Source organism: Terriglobus roseus (assembly GCF_900105625.1).
GTDB classification, from domain to species: Bacteria; Acidobacteriota; Terriglobia; order Terriglobales; family Acidobacteriaceae; genus Terriglobus; species Terriglobus roseus_B.
The window spans coordinates 2,603,481-2,628,379 of sequence record NZ_FNSD01000001.1 but is presented as its reverse complement, the minus strand read 5'-3'; the positions used below and the strand labels follow the sequence as shown (position 1 = coordinate 2,628,379).

The 24,899-nt window shown below is 61.1% G+C and carries 27 protein-coding genes; 18 read left to right on the top strand and 9 right to left on the bottom strand.

Annotation, left to right across the window (positions count from 1 at the left end; all coding sequences use genetic code 11):
* The first annotated feature begins 223 nt into the window (after positions 1–223).
* A complete protein-coding gene (locus tag BLW03_RS10860) occupies positions 224–1,012 on the top strand; it encodes an SDR family NAD(P)-dependent oxidoreductase (protein WP_074654000.1) in 789 nt (262 codons plus the stop codon).
* A 22-nt stretch (positions 1,013–1,034) separates the two neighbouring features.
* Here BLW03_RS10860 and BLW03_RS20635 read toward each other — a convergent pair whose 3' ends face one another.
* The 3 genes from BLW03_RS20635 to BLW03_RS10850 form a co-directional block, all read right to left on the bottom strand.
* The gene (locus BLW03_RS20635; protein ID WP_170835019.1) at positions 1,035–1,190 is read right to left on the bottom strand and encodes a hypothetical protein; all 156 of its coding nucleotides are present in this window, start codon (positions 1,188–1,190) and stop codon (positions 1,035–1,037) included.
* A 140-nt stretch (positions 1,191–1,330) separates the two neighbouring features.
* Positions 1,331–2,638 carry an MFS transporter gene (locus BLW03_RS10855; protein WP_074653998.1) on the bottom strand — a complete coding sequence of 436 codons (1,308 nt, stop codon included), beginning with the start codon at positions 2,636–2,638 and terminating at the stop codon, positions 1,331–1,333.
* 21 nt (positions 2,639–2,659) lie between these two features.
* Positions 2,660–2,974 carry a hypothetical protein gene (locus BLW03_RS10850; RefSeq protein WP_074653996.1) on the bottom strand — a complete coding sequence of 105 codons (315 nt, stop codon included), beginning with the start codon at positions 2,972–2,974 and terminating at the stop codon, positions 2,660–2,662.
* Between the two features lie 108 nt (positions 2,975–3,082).
* Between BLW03_RS10850 and BLW03_RS10845 the strand changes: the two genes are divergently transcribed.
* The gene (locus BLW03_RS10845) at positions 3,083–3,919 is read left to right on the top strand and encodes a hypothetical protein (RefSeq protein WP_074653994.1); all 837 of its coding nucleotides are present in this window, start codon (positions 3,083–3,085) and stop codon (positions 3,917–3,919) included.
* Positions 3,920–4,167: 248 nt separating this feature from the next.
* Positions 4,168–4,782 (top strand): Holliday junction branch migration protein RuvA, encoded by a 615-nt coding sequence (ruvA, locus tag BLW03_RS10840; protein ID WP_074653992.1) that lies wholly within the window; start codon positions 4,168–4,170, stop codon positions 4,780–4,782.
* 148 nt (positions 4,783–4,930) lie between these two features.
* Here the strand turns inward: ruvA and BLW03_RS10835 are convergent, their stop codons facing one another.
* Entirely contained in the window at positions 4,931–6,091 is a 1,161-nt protein-coding gene (locus BLW03_RS10835) for a Gfo/Idh/MocA family protein (RefSeq protein ID WP_074653990.1), read from the bottom strand.
* A gap of 11 nt (positions 6,092–6,102) precedes the next feature.
* Entirely contained in the window at positions 6,103–6,378 is a 276-nt protein-coding gene (locus BLW03_RS10830) for a hypothetical protein (RefSeq protein WP_348270842.1), read from the bottom strand.
* Positions 6,379–6,813: 435 nt separating this feature from the next.
* Here BLW03_RS10830 and BLW03_RS20855 point away from each other — a divergent pair, with 435 nt between their 5' ends.
* On the top strand, positions 6,814–7,467 hold the full coding sequence (locus tag BLW03_RS20855; RefSeq protein WP_074653988.1) for a septal ring lytic transglycosylase RlpA family protein: 654 nt from the start codon (positions 6,814–6,816) through the stop codon (positions 7,465–7,467).
* 225 nt (positions 7,468–7,692) lie between these two features.
* On the opposite strand, the gene BLW03_RS10820 is transcribed toward BLW03_RS20855, so the two are convergent.
* Positions 7,693–9,297: a DUF5060 domain-containing protein gene (locus BLW03_RS10820; RefSeq protein WP_074653986.1), complete on the bottom strand. Its 1,605-nt coding sequence runs from the start codon at positions 9,295–9,297 to the stop codon at positions 7,693–7,695.
* 382 nt (positions 9,298–9,679) lie between these two features.
* On the opposite strand from BLW03_RS10820, the gene BLW03_RS10815 reads away from it, so the two are divergent.
* From BLW03_RS10815 to BLW03_RS10785, 7 genes are all read left to right on the top strand, one after another.
* A complete protein-coding gene (locus BLW03_RS10815) occupies positions 9,680–11,011 on the top strand; it encodes a hypothetical protein (protein WP_074653984.1) in 1,332 nt (443 codons plus the stop codon).
* A 202-nt stretch (positions 11,012–11,213) separates the two neighbouring features.
* Positions 11,214–12,530 carry a glycosyltransferase family 87 protein gene (locus BLW03_RS10810; RefSeq protein ID WP_212733181.1) on the top strand — a complete coding sequence of 439 codons (1,317 nt, stop codon included), beginning with the start codon at positions 11,214–11,216 and terminating at the stop codon, positions 12,528–12,530.
* Between the two features lie 83 nt (positions 12,531–12,613).
* On the top strand, positions 12,614–13,435 hold the full coding sequence (locus BLW03_RS10805) for a TIGR03435 family protein (RefSeq protein WP_074653979.1): 822 nt from the start codon (positions 12,614–12,616) through the stop codon (positions 13,433–13,435).
* Positions 13,436–13,544: 109 nt separating this feature from the next.
* Positions 13,545–14,264 (top strand): hypothetical protein, encoded by a 720-nt coding sequence (locus BLW03_RS10800; protein WP_212733180.1) that lies wholly within the window; start codon positions 13,545–13,547, stop codon positions 14,262–14,264.
* A gap of 5 nt (positions 14,265–14,269) precedes the next feature.
* Positions 14,270–14,722: a Holliday junction resolvase RuvX gene (gene ruvX, locus BLW03_RS10795; RefSeq protein WP_074653976.1), complete on the top strand. Its 453-nt coding sequence runs from the start codon at positions 14,270–14,272 to the stop codon at positions 14,720–14,722.
* A 170-nt stretch (positions 14,723–14,892) separates the two neighbouring features.
* Complete coding sequence (locus BLW03_RS10790; RefSeq protein WP_074653974.1) at positions 14,893–15,372, top strand: GreA/GreB family elongation factor; 480 nt, start codon at positions 14,893–14,895, stop codon at positions 15,370–15,372.
* 133 nt (positions 15,373–15,505) lie between these two features.
* The gene (locus tag BLW03_RS10785; RefSeq protein ID WP_074653973.1) at positions 15,506–16,153 is read left to right on the top strand and encodes a CDP-alcohol phosphatidyltransferase family protein; all 648 of its coding nucleotides are present in this window, start codon (positions 15,506–15,508) and stop codon (positions 16,151–16,153) included.
* Between the two features lie 3 nt (positions 16,154–16,156).
* Here BLW03_RS10785 and BLW03_RS10780 read toward each other — a convergent pair whose 3' ends face one another.
* Together BLW03_RS10780 and BLW03_RS10775 are read right to left on the bottom strand one after the other, a co-directional pair.
* Complete coding sequence (locus tag BLW03_RS10780) at positions 16,157–16,543, bottom strand: hypothetical protein (RefSeq protein ID WP_074653970.1); 387 nt, start codon at positions 16,541–16,543, stop codon at positions 16,157–16,159.
* Positions 16,544–16,660: 117 nt separating this feature from the next.
* Entirely contained in the window at positions 16,661–16,864 is a 204-nt protein-coding gene (locus BLW03_RS10775) for a KTSC domain-containing protein (protein ID WP_170835018.1), read from the bottom strand.
* 253 nt (positions 16,865–17,117) lie between these two features.
* Here BLW03_RS10775 and BLW03_RS20850 point away from each other — a divergent pair, with 253 nt between their 5' ends.
* The 6 genes from BLW03_RS20850 (at position 17,118) to BLW03_RS10745 (ending at position 22,451) form a co-directional block, all read left to right on the top strand.
* The gene (locus BLW03_RS20850) at positions 17,118–17,315 is read left to right on the top strand and encodes a hypothetical protein (protein ID WP_074653964.1); all 198 of its coding nucleotides are present in this window, start codon (positions 17,118–17,120) and stop codon (positions 17,313–17,315) included.
* 91 nt (positions 17,316–17,406) lie between these two features.
* Complete coding sequence (locus tag BLW03_RS10765) at positions 17,407–18,501, top strand: WD40/YVTN/BNR-like repeat-containing protein (protein ID WP_244502045.1); 1,095 nt, start codon at positions 17,407–17,409, stop codon at positions 18,499–18,501.
* Positions 18,502–18,558: 57 nt separating this feature from the next.
* Positions 18,559–20,145 carry a two-component system sensor histidine kinase NtrB gene (locus BLW03_RS10760; RefSeq protein ID WP_074653961.1) on the top strand — a complete coding sequence of 529 codons (1,587 nt, stop codon included), beginning with the start codon at positions 18,559–18,561 and terminating at the stop codon, positions 20,143–20,145.
* A 129-nt stretch (positions 20,146–20,274) separates the two neighbouring features.
* A complete protein-coding gene (locus BLW03_RS10755) occupies positions 20,275–21,192 on the top strand; it encodes a D-hexose-6-phosphate mutarotase (RefSeq protein ID WP_074655940.1) in 918 nt (305 codons plus the stop codon).
* 9 nt (positions 21,193–21,201) lie between these two features.
* A complete protein-coding gene (gene rpiA, locus BLW03_RS10750) occupies positions 21,202–21,894 on the top strand; it encodes a ribose-5-phosphate isomerase RpiA (protein WP_074653959.1) in 693 nt (230 codons plus the stop codon).
* Positions 21,891–22,451, top strand: a complete 561-nt coding sequence (locus BLW03_RS10745) for a Maf family protein (protein ID WP_074653957.1) — start codon at positions 21,891–21,893, stop codon at positions 22,449–22,451. Before rpiA ends, BLW03_RS10745 begins: the two co-directional genes overlap by 4 nt.
* A gap of 175 nt (positions 22,452–22,626) precedes the next feature.
* Here BLW03_RS10745 and BLW03_RS10740 read toward each other — a convergent pair whose 3' ends face one another.
* A complete protein-coding gene (locus BLW03_RS10740) occupies positions 22,627–23,799 on the bottom strand; it encodes a M20 family metallopeptidase (protein WP_074653955.1) in 1,173 nt (390 codons plus the stop codon).
* Between the two features lie 195 nt (positions 23,800–23,994).
* Between BLW03_RS10740 and lpxC the strand changes: the two genes are divergently transcribed.
* Positions 23,995–24,897 (top strand): UDP-3-O-acyl-N-acetylglucosamine deacetylase, encoded by a 903-nt coding sequence (gene lpxC / locus BLW03_RS10735; RefSeq protein WP_244502044.1) that lies wholly within the window; start codon positions 23,995–23,997, stop codon positions 24,895–24,897.
* The last annotated feature ends 2 nt before the right edge of the window (positions 24,898–24,899 follow it).

The window sequence follows — 24,899 nt, the reverse complement described above, 5'->3', positions numbered from 1 at the left end:
TTCCTGTCCTGTCGAAGGCCGGAACGGCCGGCGCAAAGCTGAGTGCGAGCTTCTGCACCTTCTAATACGCATGGCTTTGCCCGCAGTTCAACTTTTTTTATTCAGTTTTGGCGAATTCTCGACCTACCCCCACCGGAGCGTTGAGCGATCGAAAGTTGTTTCACACGCCATCCACTTCGCCATGCGGCAGAGTGAGAGGATGTTCAAGAATGCAGGGAGTGTCATGGCAGAAAATCTCTTCGACCTGACGGGCCAGGTGGCCATTGTTACCGGCGCATCGCGCGGGCTTGGGCAGTACTTTTCAAAGGCGCTTGGCCGCGCCGGTGCGAAGCTGATCGTCACCAGCCGCAAGGCCGGCGATTGCGATGCCTTCATCGCCGAGCTCGCCGCGATGAGTATTGAAGCGAAGGCACTGACCCTCGATGTACGTGACCAGGCCAGCATCAACGCCTTTGCAGACGCAGCGCCGACGCTCTTCGGCAAGGTCGACATCCTGGTGAACAACGCGGGGATGAACATCCGAAAGCCTGCGTTGGAAGTTACGTGGGAGGACTGGAATGCCATCCTCGACACGAATCTGCGTGGTGCCTTCTTCGTTGCCCAGGGCATTGCACGGCACATGATCGGGCGCGGGTATGGCCGCATCATTAACGTGGGGTCGGTGACCAGCGTGCGCGGCTTTGCGGGCCTGGGGCCGTACGGCGCGAGTCGCGGCGGCATCAAGCAACTGACGATGTCGCTGGCCGATGACTGGGGACAGCACGGCATCACGGTCAACGTTCTTGCACCAGGCTGGTTCAAGACCGCGCAGAACGCCGTGATGTACGAGGACGCGGGCTGGGTCGATTACCTGGTGGAGCGCATCCCCATGAAGCGGCCGGGCGCGCCAAACGATCTGGACGGCGCCGTGGTCTTCCTGGCCAGCGAGGCATCGCGGTACATGACGGGCCAGACCATGCTCATCGACGGCGGTGTGACGGTCGGATCGACGCGGGCCATCCTGAAGAAGTAAATGCACGACAACGGATTCTGGATCAGTCCAAATCTTCAGGCTGCACGAACGCGTTCTTATGGACTGCGAGTTCGTGCAGGTCTTCCTTTGTCAGCACGGCGGCGATTTCCGGTTCGAAGATCACGAGAACCCGGTCGTCAAGAAGTTCTATCTCGGTAATGCGTGGCGAATAACTCATACAAAGCTCCGGCAGCAGAACGCTTCAGGAGCCATTTTCGGAAGCAAGGTCGCCCGCCCTCCTCCCGTTAGCCAACAGAAGAACAAATCATTCGGTGGAAAAGTACGCGCCAGCAGGCGTGCAGTCCGAGCTTTAGTGGGCTATACGTCAACCAGTGCCTCGCGCACGTCGATCGCCTGAATTCGGCCCACCAGGACGATGTACGAAAGTATGCCGAGCAGGATGTAGACGGTGGGGATCGCAAAGGCCCAGACATAGCTGCCAGTCTTCTGCACGGTGTAGCCGGTCAGGATTGGCGCGACGATGGCGGAGATCTGGTTGGCAAAGTTGATGATCCCGCCCACCTTGCCGGTGCTGGTGTTCGGAACCAGCAGCGAAGGCAGGCTCCAGATGACGGGCGATGCTGCGGACAGGCCACCGATGGCGATCGTGATGGGGATGAGGGCGGAGGCCACGGAGTGCGCAAAGGCCGCACCCACGATGCCCAGTCCACAGACCGTGCCGCAGATCAGCACGGCGCGGCGGACGTTGCTGGCGTCAAAGCCGCGTTTGATCAGCGTGTCGACCAGCACACCGCCAATCAGCAGGCCGCACAGCGCGGCCACCAGCCACGGGGCGCCCGTGTACAGAAACGATTGCCGTAGCGTAATGTGCAGCGTCTGTGACAGGTAGGTGGGTAGCCACGTCAGTAACAGGTAGAAGACATAGTTATAGGCGCCTGAACCAATCGCGACGCCGATGATCTTTTTCTGCCGCAGCAGCTTTGCCAGCGGGATTGGTGGCGCAATGATCTGCGCTGCGTCCGCGTCGGCTTCGGGACCCGCAGAGCGAATGACGTTGCGCATGGAGAAACGATCCGGCTCGCGGTACAGCAGAGCGAACAGACCCATGTAGGCGAAGGACAGCATGGCCGTGAAGCCGAACGACCATCGCCAGCCCACGCGCAGCAGCAGCAGACCCAGCAGGGGAACGCCGATGGCGTTAGCCAGTTTCGCAGAGCTGTCGAACATGGCCGTGGCCAGCGACCGTTCGTGCGACGGAAACCACGCGCCAACTGCCTTGGCATTGGCAGGGAAGGTTGGCGCTTCGCCGATGCCGAGCAGCAGTCGCGCCAGGAAGAACAGCACGACTCCCGGGGCGAAGGCTGCAGCGATCGAAGCGATGCCCCAGATGAAGACCGATGTAATGGTGACCTTGCGAACGCCGAAGGCATCGAGGATCACGCCGGTCGGCAACTGGCAGGCGGCATAGGTCCACGAGTATGCGGCTGAGAGCTGCCCGAAGACCTGCGGCGTAATGCCGAAGCTACCCACCAGGGCGTCATGCGAGACGGACAGGTTGACGCGGTCAAAGTAGTTGACCAACACACCGATGCCCAGCAGCAGACCGATTGTCCAGCGATAGGGGTCGGAGGGCGCGTGCTGCTGTGAGAGGGGTCGGTCAGCCATGAAGGCCAGTGTAGAGGAGGACTACGCGCCCTGGCGGCGAATCCTGCGGACCAGTAAAGATCCCAAGTAGCATGCGGCCGCAACCAGCACGACGATGCCGACCGGCAAGCCGAACCAGCGGTACGCCAGCGAAAAGTCCGGCTTGTGCCCCGCCATCGTCATCACCAGCATGCCCATAATGGCGAGGAAGGTCGCCAGGAAGAACGATGCGACGCCACAGGCGAGGGTCAGCAGCAGCGTTTGAAAGATGGAGAAGTCACCCACGGGTGCGCCGAAAAATCGGGCCCCGGTGTAGTCGGGAGCGTATGTTGGGCGATTCTTTGCGGTGTTGGCCATGGCTCTCAGCTTTCTTCTGTCGCGCGTCGTACGGAAGTCGTTGCGTGATTCCCGCCATGTTGCGCGAACCTCGCGTGTGGGCGCGCCACACCGTTAGAATACCTGCTGATGCCAGAAGCCCTTACGACCGATCTACTGACGCCGGAAGAGGCTGCCGAGCAGGCGACCGCGGCCACTGCAGCCAATGGTGTTCGTTACGCAACGCTGGGCCGGCTGGATTCGCCCACGACGTCGCCCGCCGAGATCACACGCCTGGTAAATGCGGTCCCGGTTTCGATCGCGCAGGGTCTGTCAAAGCACGTGTACTTCTTCGTTCCGCTGGCACTCTCGGGTGCCAGGCTGGCCGGGGAGGATTCCGCGCCCGTTGCGCCGTTCCCTGTCTCCGATGTGACGCTGATCGCACCGGCCTACAGCGCGGCGCTGGCCGACAAGGCCATCTGCCACCGTAATGCACGCATCGCGGGCGAGGAGTACGTCTTTCTGAGCAGCCGCCTGCATAGCGACCGCTTCGCCCTGGCGTTTGAGTTCTTTATCAATGTCGCGCACAACTTCGTGGACACTGTGGGAACGCCCGCAGCCTTTGCGGAGCTGGCCTGGCAACAGGCCGTCGCCAATATTCGCGGGGAGACCAGCATGGATGCCTGGGAAGATCGTGCGGCAGCAATGGGGCAGCGCCCCGCCGGGGCCGGCACCCAGACCCAATCGCAGCAGGCAACCGGCAAGATCGATGAAAAGGCACGGACAGACTTCCACGCGGCGGCATTCTCCGATGCGTTGGCAATCTACCTGCTCAGTTTGTACCTCGACTTTGACTACGCCGACCTGCGCGAACGCGAATACCCGCTGCTGGCCGCGCCCGCTTTGGCCGAGCGCCTGAAGACAGTCAATCGCCTGTTCCCAGCGAACGATGGGTACAAGTTCCAGATCCTCTACCGCCGCCGCTAGGCGACAAGCTGCAGTTCCTGATCGTGTACCAGGTGCAGTCGCACCTTAGAGGGTTTGGGCTCGCCGATGGTGTAGCTGCACGACTTCTAATACGTTGTCGCAGAGTTCTTCCCACGTGTCTCACTAGGTATGAAGCGCAAGGTTCTCGGCGCGGGTCCAGTATCCCCCGGTCCTCTTCCTGATGCACGTTGAAGACAATCTCGCTCATGGCATCAGCATGACCCTGACGCTCTACAATCAGCCACAGCATGATCGCTCATCTTCGCGGACGTCTTCTCAGCAAATCCCCCAACCAGGCCATCGTCGACTGCGGCGGTGTGGGTTATGACGTTGCCATTACGATCCCTACCTACTCGTCGCTGCCGGCGGAGGGCGCGGAGATTTCGCTGCATATCAACACGCAGGTGCGCGAGGATGCGATTGCGCTCTTCGGCTTCCTCGATCGCGATGAGAAGCGTTTGTTCGAGCGGTTGATTACGGTGAGCGGTATCGGCCCGAAGCTCGGCATCACGGTGCTCAGCGGCCTCTCCGCGGCATCGCTGGTCGCAGCGATTCGCGGCGGCGATCACGCGACGCTGACGAAGATACCCGGCATTGGCAAGAAGACAGCGGAGCGCGTCGTGCTGGAGTTGAAGGACAAGCTCGACGACCTCTCAAGCGCCGTGCCGATCCAAAGCGCAACCGGCTTCCACGGTGGTCCGGTCATTGACGACGTTCTCTCCGCATTGACGAATCTCGGTTACAAGCGCGAGTCCGCGCAGAAAGCGATCGAAACGGCCATCGCAAAGCACGAGACGACCGAGCTCACCATCCGGACGGATTTCGATCAGTTGTTCCGCTACAGCATGGCCGCCATCCGGTAGTCGGCTTCTTATTCACTTGCCATGGCTTTGTCCTCCTGGGCGAAGTCGGAACGGGGCCCGTCCCCGAGTATTTTCGCCACTGCGAGCGGAATGCGGGTCCTACGCTGCGCTTCGCTCAGGATGACGATACTGGGACGGGTCGTGGCTTTTATAGCCCGGCGTGTTCTGCGTGCGCTGCGATCGCGGCGTTGATCTCCAGCGCCAGCGCCAATGCGGCGCGGCCGTTTTCGGCGCTGACGCGTGGTGTGGAGCGTGTGCGGACGGCTTCGAGGAAGGATTCGATCTCCAGTCGCAGCGGCTCGCCCGGCTCGGTGGGTACCTTGCGGAGCGAGAGACCTGCTGAGGGGTGAGCGGCTGCGGCGGCCAGACCACTTCGAGCGGCCAGGTCGGCTGCGATGGGCGAGTCGGAGGCTGCACTTCCCTTGGCTGCGCGTAATTGTGCGAGGTGCGCTTCCACCTCTTCGTTTGAGTGCGTTTCGCTGGCGGTGATGCCGGCGCCGCCTGCGAAGAGCGCCTGCATCTGAGCGGGTGTCAGCGATGCTGCGGCGGTCACGTCGATCATCAGCAGGTCCTGCCGCGCGAAGTCGAGCGAAAGGTATTGATGCGGCTGGAAGAAACGCAGCTTGCGCACGCGTTCCGTGCTGATGCGGCTGGCGGTGAAGTTCGCCACGGCGCCACTCTCGAATTCAACGCGGACGTTCGCGATGTCGGTCTTTTGGGAGAGCACCGGCAGGCCCACGGCGCGTACTTCCCGCACGGGCGATGCAGCCATGGTCAGCACCACATCCAGGTCGTGGATCATCAGGTCCAGCACCACATCCACGTCCAGAGAGCGCGGCGTGAAGATGCTTAACCGGTGGCTCTCAAAGAACATGGGCCGGTTCAGCAGAGGCACGGCAGCCGTCACGGCCGGGTTGAAGCGTTCGAGATGGCCTATCTGGACGACGCGCCCATACTGCTTCGCGGTCGAGAGGATCGCGTCGGCTTCGGCGAGCGTACCGGCAATCGGCTTCTCAATGAGTACATCGATCCCGGCGGCCATCAATCGGATTGCTGCGTCGGCGTGGAACACCGTCGGTGTACAGACACTGGCCGCCGTGATGGGCAGCCCTGCGGCAAGCAGCTCTTCGATGGAAGCGAAGACGGGGATGCCGTATTCCGCGCCGATCGCAGAGCGTGCCGCTTCACTTGGGTCGACACAGGCAGCAAGATGAATGCCCGATGCCTCAAGCGCGCGGTAGACGCGAAGATGGTTGCGCCCGAAGGCGCCTGCACCCACCACCGCAACCTGTATTGGAGAGGAACTCATCCGCGAATGGCTTACTTAGCCGGTGTTTCGACCGCCTGCCGGCACTTGCTGTACAGGTCGAGCAGTTGCGTTACCTGGTCCTCGCCCTTTGGGGAAGATCCGCCGCCAAAGCCGGGCGTCCCGCCACCGCTGCTTTTGACCACGTTGGTGGTGGAGGCGATGAATTTCAGCAGGTCCAGCGCAATGTCTTCCGTACGTCGTGCGGCAATCGAAGTATCCATAAAGCCCTCACCGCCATCGTAAATCAGCCCGGGCGGATCAATTTTCTTTGCCGTTAACTCGTTCAAACGAAAAGGCGTCAGCCTTTCGCCTACCACGAAAGTGGGACATTCCCGCTCTGGATTGGTACACTAAGGAGCATCAAGGCGGCGTCCTCATCCCGGTATAGACCGAGGAACGATGGAGATGCGCAGCCAACCAGCCAGTTCTTCCCCTCCATGGGGAGGGCTGTGAACCACGATTCACTGGAATCCATTGGGCAGGCGCAAAGCGTCGCCAGATGGTCAGATCGGCAAGGCGCCGCCAAGAGCGCCCAAATCCAACACGAAAGAAGACGAAGAAGACAGCGGAGCTCAGGGACATCGTCGTGCACTCCACCTGCTTAGAGGTAGATTGCACACCGCATGCCAACCCTGTGACCAGCATCATGAAACACGCGCGTCCAAACCAAACCCGGGACGCAACCCCACTCCGCCACGCCGCTTCGTCTTGCAGGTTACTGCTTGAACGTCCACTACACCGATAACGGTTCGGAACTCCTCACTGCCTCCTCGGCTCGCGTCGGCCGCGCTTTCTTTGCCGCCCGCAACGCCGGTTCCAACACCCTCTCACGCACTCTGCTGCATGCGCGCGCCCTTGTCCGTGTCGCTCGCCGCCGCCCCCAGCTGGCGTTTGGTCTTCTCGTCGCCGCAGGATCGGCCCTTGCCACCGCTGGAGCAGCTACCTCCTCGATTACGCATCGCATGGAGATGAGTTCCACCGCGCTCGCACCGGAACAGCTAGCACCACACTCTGCACCGCCCGCGCCGCCTGCCGTTGCAGCGCAGCCGCACCATCACCACTTTCTGGGCCTGCATACCAATCCGCTGCGGGGACTTGCCTCCTGGTACGGCGCCGTTTGGAACGGCCGCAAGACCGCCAGCGGTGAGACCTTTGACGAGACCAAGCTGACCGCCGCACACAAGACGCTGCCACTGGGCACGCTGGTGCGCGTGACGAACCTTGAGTCCATGCGCTCCGTCATTGTGAAGATCAATGACCGCGGCACACTCGCACCGAATCGCGTCATCGACCTGTCCTCCGCAGCGGCCCACGAACTGGGCATGGTGGAAAAGGGCCTGGCGAATGTAAAGCTAGAGGTCCTGGGCCACGCGTAGTTCATTGTTTGAAAGATAGAGAGGGCCGCGGACGCGGCCCTCTTTTGCGTGGAGATCTCGTGGGTGCCCCTCTCTGGGAATCAGGGGCGCGGATGTCGCACAATGCGCAACCCTTAGCATCCTCCAAACCCACGTATGAGGATGGATCCCTGATGAGTTGGGCGTCCGCACCCTGTCCCAAAACTAGCCCTTTCACTGCGAAGAAAAGTCTGTCCCCGGTAAAATTTACGCCATGCCGGCGTGGGCCAGTCGGAAGCGAACTGCTTGAAACGGCTTCACTTTCAACCGCAGCTTTGCCAATTTTCCGTGGTAAGTTCCGGCCACTTTCGTGATGGTGCCCGTGGACGGATCGATCAGTTCGGCGGTGTAGGGAGCCTCCGGCAGGGGGAACTCGTACCAGACCGGCTGGTGCGAATCCATGTAGTAGAGGATGGTCTCGGCGGTCTTGCCATCCGGCGCGTAAGCAACCGCGTTCAGGTAGTACGGATTCACGGGCGCGTCGAAGCCCATGCGTGACGAGGGCTTCGGCGCGCTCTCTTCCGCGACTTTGCGCAACTGCGCGATGCCTGCCGAACTCTCGCCATGCAGCGCGCCGCCGTGCGCCCACCACAGCGTGGGTGTGGTGTCTTCGTTAAAGGCTGCGTCCGTCTCCGGCAGGTAGGTCTCGCCGTGTGTGACGTAGCAGCCGTTGATCACGCCCAGCCAGAAGCGACGCAGCATCTCCGCCGCGCTGATGTTGCCCCACCGCTTGTTCAGATTGCCTTCGTACTTGCACTCGTCAAAGACCACGGGCTTCTTCCATGCGGCAAGCCAGCCCGGCGCCTTTTCGAATTCGTCCGTTTGCAGACTGGCGTGCGTAACCCACGGCCGTGCGTAGTCGTACATGGTGACTGAGTAGTGAATCGAGCACAGGTGCCCATGCGCGTCCGCGCTTTCAAGCACGTGAAACAAGCGATCAAAGTCCGCGAGAGACTTCGACTTCATCAGGTCCCACTCATTCGCCAGCGACCACCATACGTTGCGGTAGGCTCCCAGCCGCGCGACCAGGTAGCGCAGGTAGAACGCGTCGGTCTCTGCACTCATGGACTGGTAGCCCCAGCGATCATACGGATGGAAGAGGATCAGATCGGCCTCAATCCCCATGGCCTGCAGGTCCAGAATGCGCCGCTCAAGATGAGCGAAGAAGCGTGGATCGAAGCGGGTGTAATCGTTGATCGAGCCGCTGCGCGGGAAGGGATAAAACTCCGGCTCGTTATGGTTGTACTCGTAGTGCTTGGGAAAAACGCACATGCGAATCTTGTTGAATGGCGCGGCTTTTAGCGTGGCCAGCGTCTGCTGCTGCAATGCTTCCGGCTCGTGGATCCACGCATAGCTCGTTGTTCCAAAGGGGAAGTACGGCGATCCGTCCGCATAGCTGAAGTGCTGCGTATTGTGTACAGCCACCGGCCCATGCGCACCGGTCTTTGCATCGATCGCGTGGAAGCGGCCTGCGTGCCCCCGCAGTTGTGCTGTCTCGCTCTCTGTTGTGTACGTCCACAATCCCTTCGCGTCCGGCATGAAGCGCGCCTTGAATACGCCATCACCGTCGTAGAAACCGTCCACGGTTACTCGCCGGTTCTCCTGCGCGAAGATCACCGACCAACGGAGGTTCCAAGGGTTGCTGCCGGCACTTTCACCGGGGCCATTCACTGTGAGTTCAAAGATCTCCCAGACCGGCACACTGGCATGCTGCGTGGCGCCTGTCGGCTGTGCCGGGAGAGCGGCTGGTAGAAGCGCTGCCGCAGCAGCACCACTTAATTTCAAGGCATCGCGGCGGGACAAATTCTTCACGCGATCAGCTTACAAGGGCAATGGCAGTCCGCTTGCATAGACATTCTCTATACGCATTGATTTAGCAGCACCTGCATACTTCTCGCGTTTCAGCAAGAGGCATGCGATGAAGTCCTTTTCTGCTCGGTTCCCACTCGACGCGAAGGAGAACCTGCCGATGAAATCCGGCAGTTAAAACCGTGCGCAGTTGTACCGCTCTCTCACCCGAATGGCGCATATGCCTTGACCGGATTAGGGATGCGGCGTGATGCGCAAGTCGCAACTGGAACGTAACTTAGCTCTGCCACAATTACTCAGACCCGAACCGGACCTACGACCTGGGTAAGACGATCTTGAACAAAAGAGCACTACACAGCTCAACTCCCGTGCCGAGGAACTACAAATGAAGCCTTTCCTTTTCGCCCTTCCGGCATTGTGCGTCCTCTCTATTCCGGCGCAAACCGTTACCGTCTCAGCGGGCTCCGCTACGACGACCACCTCAGGATCCAGCGTTACGATCCAGTTTCCCGTCAGTGTTGTTGTGACCACCGCAGCAGTCGTTACGCCTCCCGTTGCGACGACTCCTGTCGTCACGCCACCGGCCAGCACCACACCGGCTTCGCCCACGACGCTCGCCAACATCGGTGAGGGAACGAATCCGAACTTTGATGGATACCTGTTCCAGACTGTTCCGGAAGCGCTGATCGATATCAGCAGCTACCCTGTTGACTCCACCAAGACGGCTAATTGGCTGAAGGAATACACCACTCCGACAGGAGACTACTTCCACCTCGACAACACGATGCCGGTGTTTGTTACCAGCTCGCCGACCTACGTGAAACTGTCGAAGGTTACCGTGGCGGATGAGAGCGACCTGACGCCCGTGCCGTTGTCTCCTTTGACCACCACGGAGAACGGCATCATTGGCACCGCCGGTGCGAAGAACGCCAACAGCGATCACCACACACTGGAAGTCGACAAGACCAACGGCCGCCTGTACGAGCTGTACCAGACCAAGCTGGCGAATGGCGCTTATTCCGCTTACAGCGAGACGGTTTGGAATACCGATCAGCCACAGCGCAGACCGTACGGCTACACCTCTTCGGATGTTGCCGGCCTGCCGATTCTGCCGCTGCTCTTGCGTTATGACGAAGTGGCGAATGGCGCGATCAACCACGCACTCCGCGTCACCTTCAACAACACCAACGGCAGCTACATCCTGCCGGCAACGCATGGCAGCGGTAACGGCTCGGACAGCGCCATCCCCGGCATGCGTATCCGCCTGAAGGCCAGCTTCGATATCTCCAAATTCTCGAAGTCGAACCAGGTGATCTTGACGGCTCTGAAGAAGTACGGCGCCTTTGTCGCAGATAACGGCGGCAACATGTACTTCAGCGCCAACAACGACCCGCGCTGGAATACCGACGATGTCGGTGTCATGGGAGCAGCACTCACCGAGTCGAACTTCGACGTGGTCCAGACGACACCCCTGATCAATGGGCAGGCACCTCCAACAGGAGCCGTGCCAGTCATCGGCAGCTTCACCGCTGTTACCGTTGCCGGGAATACGGTCCTGACCTGGAGCGTGACGGGATCAACCTACAGCTATGTGAAGGAAGCGGCCGCCGTGAATTCACAGACCATGACGGTTACCCCCTATGTCGCAGGCGCCACATACACCCTGGTCGCCAACAACCAGTTCGGCTCCGTTACGAAGACCGTAAAGGTCCAGTAAGCCGTCCGCAAAAGATCGCAGGGAACGAACCAGCTTCGTCATGGAGCTGGTTCGTTCTTTTGGTGGCTGGAACCCTTACACTGGGCCATCACTCAACGAGGGCTATGTTGTCGATCAGGGGAATGTGCTTGGTAGTGGATCCATCGAATTTCGTGAAGACCTGCCATCAGCTCCAGGCTCTGCAGATCGACCAGGCGGCGGCATGAATCAGGTTGCCGGCAGCAGCTCCAGGCGCAATATCGCTGCGATTCTCTTTGCGGTTGTTGTCGCCGCCATATGTCTCAGCTCGCTGTCGCAGCGTTACCTGGGCCATGTCATGGATAGTCCGGATCTGGACTTCTACGACTATTACTTCGCGGCGCAGGTGGTGCATGCCGACCGTCACGCGGACCTGTATGAGGGTGCGACGGAAGGCAATCCGCAACTGCGCAGTGCGCCAGCCACATCGGGCATCGCACAGATGGCGCAGCGATCCGGCATCGCCGATACCGAGCTGTATCTGTACCCGCCGCTCTTCGCCGATCTGCTGACACCCCTGACGCGGCTGCCGTTGATCCGGGCGGCGCAACTGTGGCGAGCGTTCAATCTGCTGATGGTCCTTGGCAGCATGTTGCTGCTGGGCCGCCTGCTTCGGCTACCAGTCCTGTCTTCGTCGTTCGCCCTGCTGGTCTTCCTGGCGATCAGCTTCTGGCCGGTGCATGAGGGTATTTCGCTCGGCCAGATCACGCCCCTGTTACTTGGACTGTGGGCGGTCGGCCTATGGGCGTACGCGGAAGAAATGCCGGTGCTGTCGGCGGTCGCTTTTGCGCTGGCGACCTCTTTCAAGGTGACGCCGCTGTTACTGGTGCCGCTCTTCCTCCTCTGGCGAGAGTGGCGCTGGATCATCGCTTATGGCGCTTCACTGTTTGCGGCGGTTGGGCTGATGTTCGCGTGGAACGGCTCGGCAAACATGCTCGCCTTCACCCGCGTGATTCCCGCGATGGCAGGCATTCTGCCTTCCTTGCAGAATAAGTGCCTGGGCTCCGTGGCAGCCTGGCTCTACTACGGCCACCTCTTCAATCTGGTCAGTGTGCATGCGGTTCTGAGCGCGGCGCCTCACGGCTTGTTGCTGTTCATCAAGCTGCTGGACGCAGCCTTTTACGGCGCGTGTCTCCTGTTGGTCTGGCGTCTCAGGCAAAGCTCCAGCCTCATCGATCGCGCGACCATCGTCGCGATCTTCGCGCTGGTCACACTCGTCATCGCCCCGGTCTCATGGCGTCACGGCTACACGGTCGCGCTGCTCCCCTTTGCGCTGCTGTGGGCCGACGCGCTCAGAAGCCGCATACAGGGCGTCAAGGTGTGGCTGCTTGCCTTGGCAACCGTAACGGTGGGGTCGCTCGTCTTTGACCTGGCGGCAGCTGTCTCTCTGCCACAGCCATTCAGGATCCTGTTTGCCAGCCTCTGGCCGCTCTCCTGTGCCCTGCTGTGCCTTGTGGCCCTGGCGGCGACTGACCGACAGCGGCAGCAAGCCTCGCCTTAGCCTCCCGAATGGTTCATTTGGGATCGCTCTACCATCAGAGCCATATTTTCTTCGTCTGAAATGATCTGTTCTGCGTAACAGCCATGATGAAGCTTTTTCGCCTAGCCCTGATTCCGTTCCGCGCCACGCTCGCGGTCGCCGTGTTGATGCCCGGACTCGCCATCGCGCAGGCAGTGCCCAGCTATGACATCTCGACCGTCAAGCCGCATGAAGCAAATGACGGCAATGTTTCCGTGAACGTCCGCCCGGCGAATTTGAAGATCAGCAACATGACCGCCCAAAACTTGATCGCCCTTGCATGGAACGTTCGCCCATGGCTAGTGACGGGTTTGCCGCCGTGGGGTAAGTCGGGCCACTTCGACGTGGATGCCAAGGTCAGCGAGCCGGATCTGACCGCGCTCCGCGCGCTCTCCGACGAGGAGCGACGCCTGATGATCCAGAATCTGCTGAAGGAGCGCTTCCACCTGGACGTCCACTCTGAGACACGCACCCTGCCGGTGTATGAACTCAGCGTCATGCCAGAAGGAGACAAACTGAAGCCGAGTGCTCCCTTGCCCGCGCCAGAACCAGGACAGCCGGCGCCACGCCGCAGCGCCAGCATGAGCAAGACGGACGGCCACATCGTCGGCAAAGGCGTCAGCATCCGCGGGCTTGCCGACAGCCTCGCCAATGAACTGGAGCGCTACGTCGTCGATAAGACCGGCTTGACCGGTGACTACGATGTGGAACTCAGGTGGACGCCGCAGGACAGCACCAATGCACCGGGCGATGCAGGCATTGCCGCAGAGCCCTCGCCGCCGCTGGCGACCGCCGTACGCGAACAACTTGGTCTGCGTCTCACTCCTTCGAAGGGACCCGTGCCCGCGATCGTAGTGGACCACATCGAGCCACCTACGGATAACTAGCAGCGTCGAGATGCGGACGCTGTTGGCGATACCGCCTGTGGGGCATACTCTGTTCCGCGTTCCGCAATGTACCCTGCGTGTATCTCCTGCTGAGGCTCGCCAGACCGACATGGAAGTTCACGTACCAGAGCACCCGATCCACACCTGGCGGGAGTTCTTCACGCACATCGGCATCGTCACCATTGGTCTGCTCATCGCCATTGCGCTGGAACAGTCGGTTGAGGCGTTGCACCATCGCCACCAGCGCACGGAGCTGCGCGAGGCACTGCACCAGGATGGAGAGCGCACCATCGCCGACACGCAGCGCATGCTGATAAACCAGCGCGCGCGCATGGTGTGGCTCAAGGCACGCATGACGCAGGTACGCACTGCGATCGCATCGCACAATCCTCTGCCGGTCGCTGCGGCTGCGGATTTCGCCGACTTTGATCTGCCCGACATGCCGGCATGGCGTGCCGCACGTGCCAGCGGTTTGTTGGAGCGTTTGCCACAGGATGATCTCCGCGCGTGGTCTGAAGTCGATCTGACACTGACGGGCGTCAACACCAGCTACGCCGACCAGATGACAGCGATTCGCAAGCGCCATGCGTTTGAAACGCAGTTCAACGTTGCAGCCGGCCAGTCGACGACACCCATGCCGTCGGACGCCATGCAGCGCTATTTCGATCTGTTGAGTGATGAGGCAAGCACGGTGCTTGCACTGCAGTCCGACGTGGCCGAGTTGCAGGGCGCGGAAGAAGCAGTACTGCACGGCGAACGCAGCCTGGATCACATCCAGGAGTCAGAACGTCATGGCGAATTGCCCGTCAACACGGATCGGCGGCAGTAGGTCTTATGAAGGAATTCCCACGCATCCTCGGTCTCGATATCGGTGATCGCCGCATTGGCATTGCTCTGACCGATGCCCTGGGGACCGCACAACCGCTGTTGACCCTGGGCCGCACGCACCTGCGCAAAGAGTTGAAGGACCTGGCACGCATGGTCCGGAAGCATGGTGTCACGGCCATCGTCGCGGGCGACCCCGTCTTCGCATCCGGAGACCTCAGCCCGCAGGCAAAAAAGGCACAGGAGTTCGCACAGACCATTGCCGACGAACTGCAGATACCCGTCCACCTGCAGCGGGAGACACTCACCAGTGCCGCTGCGGAAGAACTGCTGGATCGTAGAGGCTTTCCGCGCGGACCCGAGCGTAAGGCCGTGTTGGATCAGTACGCCGCCGTCGTGATTCTGCAGGACTGGCTCGATGGGCAGGAGTCCTTACGCATGCGCGCAGAAAACGCGGGGTAGTCCGGTGCTGATCCACGCCGCCGCCGGGCGAGTTTGCGGCGGGCCGGTGCCCGGTTCCATGCGGCAGGGCGCCCGCCGTTATAATGGAACATTACCCAGGGAGAGTCCCTGCTGACGCGGCAAGCGTGGCAGCGCCGCTCTCACCCTCTTTGCGATCGGAAACACGGCCCATGCTCGACGTCACCAAGAAGCTTGAAGAACAGATTCGCGCGTTGGAGCACGAGCTCACGACGGAGCTGCCGGCAGAGATCAAGCGCGCCGTCGCTCTGGGCGACCTGAGCGAGAACGCCGAATATCACTCTGCAAAACAGCGTCAGGAGTTTGTCAACGCGCACCTCGGCCAGTTGAAGAAGCGCATGGCAGAGTTGTCGCTCGTCGACCTGCGCAACATCCCGAACGATCGCATCGGCTTCGGCTCGACCATCATCGTCTTCGACCAGACCAAGGAAGAAGAGATCACCTACAAGCTGGTCACCAGCGAAGAGAGCGACGTTACTAAGGGTTTGATCAGCACCACGTCGCCCATTGGGCGCGCCATGGTCGGCAAGCAGCTTGGCGATGAAGTCACGGTGGTCACGCCCAACGGCAAGCGCATCCTGGAGATCCTGAAGCTGTACACCATCCACGACGTCGCGCCCGCAGTCGAGTAACGCAGCCGAAATCTGCGAGCACCTCAAGGCAGGGCTGTTGGATTCGGGCCGCAAACGTACCGCCAGAATGACTCGGTCGACCCCGCCAGAGGCCGCAAGACGATACACTGGTCCTAGGCACGGCAATCAAATCATGAGTTCCCGATTCACCTGGACAAGCGCATTTGGAAAAGGCAGCGGCTGGCTGCTGCAGAAGATCGTCAACGGCCTTGCGCTGTCGAAGATTTCGCCGAATACGCTCACCTTCATCGGCCTCATCATCAACATCATCGCGGCCTTCTTCTTCGGCTACGCGCGCGGTGAGAACGCGCACCGCATGTTCCTGTACGCGGGTTTGATCCTGATCGGCGCCGGTCTGTTTGACATGGTGGACGGCCGCGTCGCACGCCAGACCAACCAGGTCAGCGTCTTCGGCGCCTTCTTTGATTCGGTGATGGACCGCTACTCCGACGTAGCCATCTTCTTCGGCCTGCTGGTCTACTACGCGCGCGGCAATCGCTTCGTCTACGTGGTGCTCTGCGCCTTCGTGATGACGGCGTCGCTGATGATCAGCTATACCCGCGCACGCGCCGAGGCACTCATCGGATCCTGCAAGGTCGGCTTTATGGAGCGGCCGGAGCGCATCGTGCTCGTCATCCTGGGCGCACTCTGTGATCGTTGGGGCGTGATGGCACCGGCACTCTGGGTGTTGGCTTTCCTGGGAACCATGACTGTAATTCACCGCATCCGCTACACCTACACCGAAACTGAACGTCGCAAGCTGGTCCCTGCTGCACGCTAGAACCTAGCGCTTCGAATCTGCCATTAGGTCCAGTTTCACCGGCAGATCCAGCTCTTCCCGTTGCATGGTTCCGGTCAGCTTCCGCGTCTTCGCAAAGGTCGTTACGCTGGTGCCGTCAGCGTCCTGCAGGTGCAGATGGAAGTTGTTGCCGTCGTCGTCTGCCAGCACAACGGTCGCACCGAACAGGTGACTCTCCGATACCGCCAATTCCGACGCTTCATTGTCGTACTTGTACTTCGCGTCCGTGACCAACTCATCCTTGACGTCGAGCGTCATTGTGACGCCCCTCTGGCCGATGGTGCCATGGAAGCGCATGACCTCTGCGCGCGCCGCAGCGGACAGCGTCAGTGCAGCGAGCGAAAACAGAAGCGCAGATCGGTGGAAGTTCATGGTGCCGATGAGCGTACCAGAGCCGCCCTACGAGGCGCGTGCCCACGGCGCGCTTCTGCGATGAGGGACGACTGCAGAGCCACTGCGTAGACGATCTCGCACCGATGCGAAACGGACCTAGGCGGCCTGCATCTGCTCGGATCGATGGCGCGGCTGCAGCACCTGTTGCAGGTACGCGGCCTTCTGGAAGACGGCGTTCAGCTTCGCCCACTCCGCCGGTGCCACCTCAAAGTATCGCGTGGTACCTGCCCAGTCTCGAAAGTCCACCGTCAACACCTGACCCACTTCGTCGTACCGCATCGTCCGGATCGATCCCGTCATGGTTGCATCCTCCGTCGCCTGATCTGCGTGCACGTTCTGCCCAGATGGGAGCGCGCGCACGATAGTTGCGTTGCACCATTTTTGCAACATATTTTCGCGTTGGGAGTGTTGCGTCTTCGGATTCCCGAGATCTTCACACACGAATCGGTACAGTGCGCTGCTGGGCCGGAGTGCGGAGTGAGCAAAGGTTCGAGTTCAAAATTATTTTTCGTTTGAGTAATCCAGGCTGCCGACAAATGCGTTCTTAACGTGTATGTCAAAGTTGAACCTGTATCAATTGAAGCAATCTTCTTTCCGGCACCTGTTCCCAACAAACGATCCCGACGAGCAGCGACGTGACGAACTGTGCATGCAACTTGCAGAGAACCTGCACGATACCGGTGTGAGCGATTTCTCGCGCGAGCTCCGTACCGGTAACGCCCGCTTCATCCTCCGAATCGTTCGCGAATAGCTGCACGCACCTGCCGTTTCCGATACGGCCTCCCGGTCCGACCGCGTGACCTCTTTCTCCGTGAGAACGGTGTGGGCGATACACTCACCGCATGATCTGCCGCCTTTTCGTAGCTGTTCTGATCGTCCCGGCGCTGGCACACGCGCAGTTCACCGTGCAGGCCAGTCACACCACGGCTAGTCTGCGTGGCATTGCGAATGTAGACGGCCAGGTCGCATGGGCCAGCGGCACTGCGGGAACCGTACTGAAGACGCTGGATGGCGGCACGCACTGGGTGGCATGCGCCACGCCAGCCGGCGCAGAGAAGCTCGACTTCCGCGGTATCCAGGCCTTCGATGACAAGACGGCACTCGTCATGTCCAGCGGCAAGGGCGACCTCAGCAGGGTCTACAAGACCAGCGATGGCTGCGTCACGTGGCAGCTTCTTTTCACCAATCCTGACGCGCCCGACGGCTTCTTCGATGCGATGTATTTCATGCGGCGCGACGAGGGCTGGCTGCTGGGCGATCCGGTGAAGGGCAATTTCTACGTCGGCAATACCAGCGACGGCGGCGCCACGTGGACGCGCAGCAAGTCTCCCGATCTGAATGAACCTACGCGTAACATCGGCGCCTTTGCGGCCAGCAACCAGTCCTTCACTGTCTCGCTCACTGGGCCCATCTTCGGCGGTGGGGCGGGCTATCTCTACCGTGGATCATGGCCGGGCTGTTCGCAGTCGCAGAGCTACAACCAGCCTGAGCTCTGCCTGGATCGCATACCCTTTGACCGCCTCCACCTGCCGCTGCAGGCGGAGGGTGCAGCGGCAGGTATCTTCGCGGTCGTTGCAACGACGGAGGCGGTCGTTGCCGTCGGCGGAGACTATACGCAGCCAGCCAACCCGGCCATGACCGCGGCGGTAAGCCTGGACGACGGCCTGACGTGGCATGCCGCCGTAACGCAGCCACACGGCTATCGCAGCACCGTTGCCTATGACGTCAGCACGAAGACGTGGATTACCGCCGGCCCCAATGGCACCGACATCTCACGGGATAACGGCATCCACTGGACACCATTGCAGCCGGACAACACGAAGGGCGATGCGTCGGATGCCGACAGGGATTGGAATGCGATTTCGCTTCCCTTCGTGGTCGGTCCAAAGGGGCGCATTGGAAAACTGCGCGCAGAATCGCTTAAGCTGACGCGATAGCATGATCAGAGACCGGTCTATCGCCCGGAAGCGATAGGCTTCCTCCAAAGCTCACGCATGCCCAAGGCTCCCCCAAAGTCCGTGAGCGATCCCGCAGGCGCCGACCGCATCGTCGGTACGGGTCCCATGCATGACCTCGTGCGTCGGCATGACTGGGCCGCAACACCGCTGGGCCCGCTGGAAAACTGGTCGGAAGCGCAGATCACGATCGTCAATCACACGTTGAGCGCGCCTCTGCCGGTCACGCTGACGTGGGGGCCGGAATACATCACCTTTTACAACGAGGCTGCGATCCACTCCATCGGCGCGAAGCATCCGTGGGCCCTGGGCGCGCCCTACCGGGAGGTCTTCGCCGAGGCGTGGGATTTCGTCGGTCCCGAGATGGAAGACTGCTATCTACGAGGCAAGCCAGTCGTGCACGAGAACGTGCTAACACCCGTGAACCGGGCCGGCACCATCGAAGATCACTACTGGACTTACTCGCGCGTGCCCGTCCATGACGGTGGAAGGATCGCCGGCGTACTTATCCCGCATCGCAACACCACGGCCGCAGTTCTCGCATTTCGCCAGCGAGACACTTTCGCCATGAGGATGAATCAATTCCTCAGCGTGACCAAGGACGCAGTTGTGGGCGTCGACCGCAACTGGTGCATCAGCTACCTGAATGACACCGCGCAGCGGATGTACGGAGGTGGCCGTTCCCTGGTGGGCAAAAAGTTATGGGAGTCTTTTCCGGAGGCATCGTACGAGGGTTCCCCATACGTTGAGCACTACACGCGCGCCATGGACCGGGGCGAGCCAGGGTACTTTGAGACGCACCATGCGGCACCGTGGAATCTGTGGCTTGAAGTTGAGGTGTATCCAACGGCGGAGGGGTTTGTCACCTTCTCGCGAGACACCAGCGAAAAGCGTCGCGCCCTGGCCGTCCTGATGCAGAACGAGAAACTGGCAGCCGTCGGCAGGCTGGCATCGTCTATTGCGCACGAGATCAACAATCCGCTGGAGTCCGTAACCAACCTTCTCTACATCGCACGGAAGACGTCCGATCCGGAAGAAGTTGCGAGTCTGCTCGATCTTGCAGATGCGGAGTTGCGCCGCGTAGCCGTGATCACCAATCAGACACTGCGTTTCCACCGTCAGGCTTCCAGTCCGCAGGAGGTCACATGCCTGGCGTTGTTCTCTACCGTGCTGACCATGTTCGAGGGCAAGCTTCGCAACTCCGGCATCCAGGTGGAAAAGCGCAAGCGCGCCGCTAAGGCGATCCGCATCTTCGAGGGCGACATCCGCCAGGTTTTGAATAACTTGATTGGGAACGCCATCGACTCCATGCCGCACGGCGGGCGTCTGATCGTCCGCAGCCGGGAAACCACGCGTTGGAGCACTGGGGACAAAGGCCTGGTGCTGACCATCGCGGATACCGGGACGGGCATACCGCCGGAGGTTCAGGACCGGGTCTTCGAGGCATTCTTTACGACAAAGGGCATCAGCGGCAGTGGCCTTGGCCTGTGGATCAGCCGCGACATTGTTGCCCGGCACGGAGGCGAACTGCGCCTGCGCAGCAGCCAGCGCGAAGGCCACCGAGGCACCGTCGCGACGCTGTTTCTACCCTTCAATGCAGTGCCAACCACCAGCACGCCAGCCTAGTAAAACATGTCGTCATGCTGAGACATGGGATCTGTGCGACACCACATCGGTGACAGTCCGCCTCTAAAAAATGAGACGTGAGGCACCGGCCTGTGCTGTATCCGGCGTGTCCGTGAAATCATGGGTGCCATGACGCAAACCATCGCTGAACTTAATGAGCGCTTCGCCATCCGCGACCACGTCACCTTCCACGAAGACGAGCCGGGGATGCTGAAGCTCCGCATTGCCACGCCGGCCTCTGAGGCGACCCTCTATCTGCAGGGTGCGCACCTGACGCAGTGGACGCCTGCGGGCCGAAGCCCGATGCTCTACCTTTCGCCAAAGTCCGCGTTGGCACCGGGCAAGCCCATCCGCGGTGGTGTGCCGGTGCTGTTCCCATGGTTCGGACCACGCTGGAACGCAGCCGACTTTGCCGTGACTTCTCCGATGCACGGCTTCGCGCGCATCTCGGTCTGGACGCTGGAGCGTACGCACCTGGATCCGACCGGCGACGTCCACATCACCCTTTCGCTCGCGCCGGATGAGACCTCGCGTTCGCTCGGCTACGACAACTTCACAGCGACGATGGACTTCCACATCGGTGCCGAGCTGCGCATGGCCCTCACCGTCACCAATCGGGGCGCGGAGCCCATGCAATTTGAAGAAGGCTTCCACACCTACTTCGCTGTAAATGATGTCGAACAGGTGTTGCTCGACGGCCTGCGTGGCAGCACCTACCTCGACAAACGCGACGACATGATCCGCAAGGTACAACGCGAATCTCAGTTCCGCTTCACGCGCGATGTGGATCAGGTGCATGTCCACACGGCCGAACCGCTTACGCTGCATGACGGTGACCGGAAGATTCACATCGCAAAAGAGGGCTCGCAGACGACGGTCATCTGGAATCCCTGGACCGTCCTGACGCCGGGGCTGCCGGACCTGGCGGAGGATAGCTGGGAGCACTTCGTCTGCGTCGAGGCCGTGAACGCGCTGGACGATCGCATCACGCTCGCCCCGGGTGCGACCCATGGCATGAGCATGACGGTCATGCTCCAGAACGAGTAGCCTGAAGTCATGTCACAGCAAGCCGCCAAACTCGCCGCTGCGCAACACGCGCTGCGTTACGTGGAACCGGGAACCGTCGTCGGCCTGGGCTCCGGATCGACTGCGTCGCTCTTCATCCAACTCCTGGGCGAGCGCGTGAAGCAGGGCCTCAAGATTCAGGGCATCGCATCGTCGCAGGACAGCGAAAATCTCGCGCGCAGCCTGGGCATTCCCATCACGGACTTCACGAAGCACCAGGTGATCGATGTCGCCATCGATGGTGCGGATGAGATCGGTCCGGGCATGGCGCTGATCAAGGGCGGCGGCGGCAAGCTGCTGCGCGAGAAGATCGTCGCAAGCGCCTGCAAGCGTTTCATCATCGTTGCGGACGACACCAAGCTGGTCGCGCAGCTCGGCACCTTTCCGCTACCGATTGAAGTGATTTCGATGGCGGTTCCGCTGGTGGATGCACGTCTGCGGGACCTCGGCTTCACGCCAAAGATCCGTCAGGCAAAGGACGGCAGCGGCAACTACATCACCGACGAAGGCAATGTGCTGCTCGACTGTGCGTCCAGCGGTATTGTCGACCCGGAAGAGACCGCAGCAGAAATTCGCGCGATCGTCGGCGTCGTGGAGCACGGACTCTTCCTCGGCATGGCAGAGCGCGCAATCATTGCGGGCGAAGACGGTGTTCGGGAGGTGCTGCCGTCGGAACTGTCGTGAGCAAGCCCGTCATCCTCGCCTCGCAATCGCCGAGGCGGCGCGAGTTGTTGGCCCAGATTGGAGTCGACTTCCGCGTCGTCACCGCCGACATCGACGAGACTCCGCTGCCCGGTGAAGACCATCGCGCGTACACTTTGCGGCTGGCGGACGATAAGGCTCGGGCCATTCTCGTGCAACACCCGGACAGCATCGTCATCGGTGCAGACACCACCGTAGAAGTCGACGGCGATCTGCTTGGTAAGCCACGCGATGCCGCCGATGCCGCGCGCATGCTGCGCCTGCTCAGCGGTCGCGCACACCAGGTCACAACGGGCATCGCCGTTCTCACGAACGACCAGACCCACATCGCAGCAGAGACGACGAACGTCTTCTTCTCAGCCATGACCGATGACGAGATCGCCGCGTACGTCGCGACAGGCGAACCGATGGACAAGGCCGGAGCCTACGGCATCCAGGGCCGCGCCGCGGAATGGATTCCACGCATCGAGGGCGACTACAACAACGTAGTCGGGCTACCCCTGGCGAAACTCGCATCCCTGTTGAAGCTCCTGAAATAGAACCCCGAAGAGAGCCCCGATCGGGTGCCCCATTCTTTGAGAAGCAAAGGGTGGGGTATCGCGCAACGCGCGACCTCTTTGGGCGAGTAGTGTCCTGGCAACCGTTCGCACTTCGCGCGAACAACCCACCCTTTCGCGATACAGCAGCGAAAGAATGGGGCACCCGGCATAGTCGCTAAGACTTGGCGATCATCGCCGCAAGCAATACCGTCCGCGGGATCAACTCGTCCAGCAGAAGGCTTTCATGCGCGGCGTGTGCGCCCTCACCCACGGCGCCCATTCCATCCAGCGTCGGAATGCCGAGTCCCGCTGTGAAGTTTCCGTCGGAACCGCCGCCCGTCGACGCCTCGTCAAGAGAAAACCCAAGCTCGGCTGCAAGCGTTTGGGCCTGTTGGAACAGTCGCACCGTTCCTTCGCCACGCTCCATCGGTGGCCGGTTGATGCCGCCGGTCACACGCAACGAGCAGGCGGGATCGTCGACAGTCAGCGACTGGAAGAGCCGCTCCACGCGTTCGGCATCGCTGGCGCGCGCGATGCGGACATCCACTTCGGCCCACGCATTGGCCGCCACCACGTTGGACCGCGTTCCACCCCCGATGACACCGGGATTGACGGTTAACCCGCTTGGCAGATCGGTGAACGCAGACACCTTGGCCAGCAGTCGCGCCAGTTCCAGCACGGCAGAGTGTCCTCGCTCGAAGTCCACGCCGGAGTGTGCGGCGACGCCCGTCACGTCGAGCCGGTACGCTCCCACGCCCTTGCGCGCCGTCTTGTATGCAGCGTTGTCGGACGATCCTGGCAGGCCCTGCGCAGGCTCCATGACGAACACCGATTCGCAATCCCGTGCGATCCGCTCGGTATGTGCGCGAGAGACTTCAGAACCAGTTTCTTCATCCGGATTCAGCAGCAGGACGACCGGTCGCGGAAGGCCTCGGGTCGCCTGCACCGTCTCGATGGCAGCCAGTGCCATGACAACCCCGGCTTTCATGTCCAGAACACCTGGTCCCCACAGTCGCACGCGGCCTTCGGCGTCCGGCGCTTGGCGCCACGGCATGCCGGGCAGTGTTCCGACTGACCAGACAGTATCCAAATGGCCCAGCAACATCAACGGTTTAGCGGGCGACCCGTCGAACCAGAGCTCCACCACATCCCCATAGCCAGTCTGGGGATGCCGCACGATCCGGGCACCCATGGCAGAGGCCCACGCGGCAGCCAGGTCCATTGCGCGATTCACTGCTGCGGCGTCTTCGGTAGGAGATTCAAGGGAAACCAGTTCGCGCAGGCGATCCTGCCAAAGTGGGGCATTGGTTCCCACCATCTTCCGGATGTCTGTCACATGGCTCGACATGCGCTCGATTGTACGTCGCGGGAAATTTTCCGTTGGCGTTTGTAAACTCGTGACTGTGGCAAATACGCAACACTTTCGCGACGGAAGTCGGGTGTACTCTAACGCTCGTCAGGTTGCAGCGCGCCCCACGTTGCGGCCCTTCTGAAGTCAGGAGAACGAGTGAACTTGGGCCGGCAGGCACATACAGAATGCACTTTGGCAGAGGCTGTGAGCTTTGCCGGCGTCGGCCTGCATTCGGGTGCGCCTGTGACCATGCGTCTGGTGCCCGCACCCGCTGGGTCCGGCATCGTCTTCCGTCGCACCGACCTCGACAACTTTGAGATTCCGGCCAACGGTCGCAACGTCGCAAAGGTCTCCTACGCCACGTCACTGATGCGCCAGGGTGTCCTCATCTCCACGACGGAACACCTGCTCAGCGCGCTGATCGGTTATGGCGTGGACAACGTCATCGTCGAGATCGACAACCTTGAAGTCCCCATCCTTGACGGCTCATCCCTGCCCTATGTTGAGGCGTTTGAGGCTGCGGGAATCAAGCGTCAGCGCCGCCGCCGCGAATATCTCCGCATCCTGAAAGCTGTGGAAGTCACCGAGGCGTCGAAGGACGGCATGAAGTTTATCGGTGTCTACCCCGGCAAGGGGTATGGCATCGACTACCGGATCGATTTCCCTGCGCCCATCGGCTCCTCGCGCTTCCTGGGCGATCTGGAGACAGGCGCCTACGCAGACCTGATCGCACCCGCGCGCACCTTCGGTTTCCGCGAAGACGAACCCATGCTGCGCAACATGGGCCTGATCCGTGGCGCAGATGATACCTGCGCCATCATCATCGGGGGCAAGAAGGTCCAGAACGGCCCGCTACGCTTCCCGGATGAGTTTGTGCGGCACAAGGTGCTGGATCTTATCGGCGATCTTGCGCTCGCCGGCCGACGCATTCAGGGCCGCGTCGTCGCCGAGCGAGCCGGTCATGCCATGCATACGGCTTTGGTGAGCAAGCTTCTGAAAGACCGCTCCGCGTGGGAGCTGGCGCCGGAGTTCGACGAGGAGACGGAAGCAGTCCCGTCCATGCACGGCCTCGGCCTCGCACCTCTGCACGCGTAGAT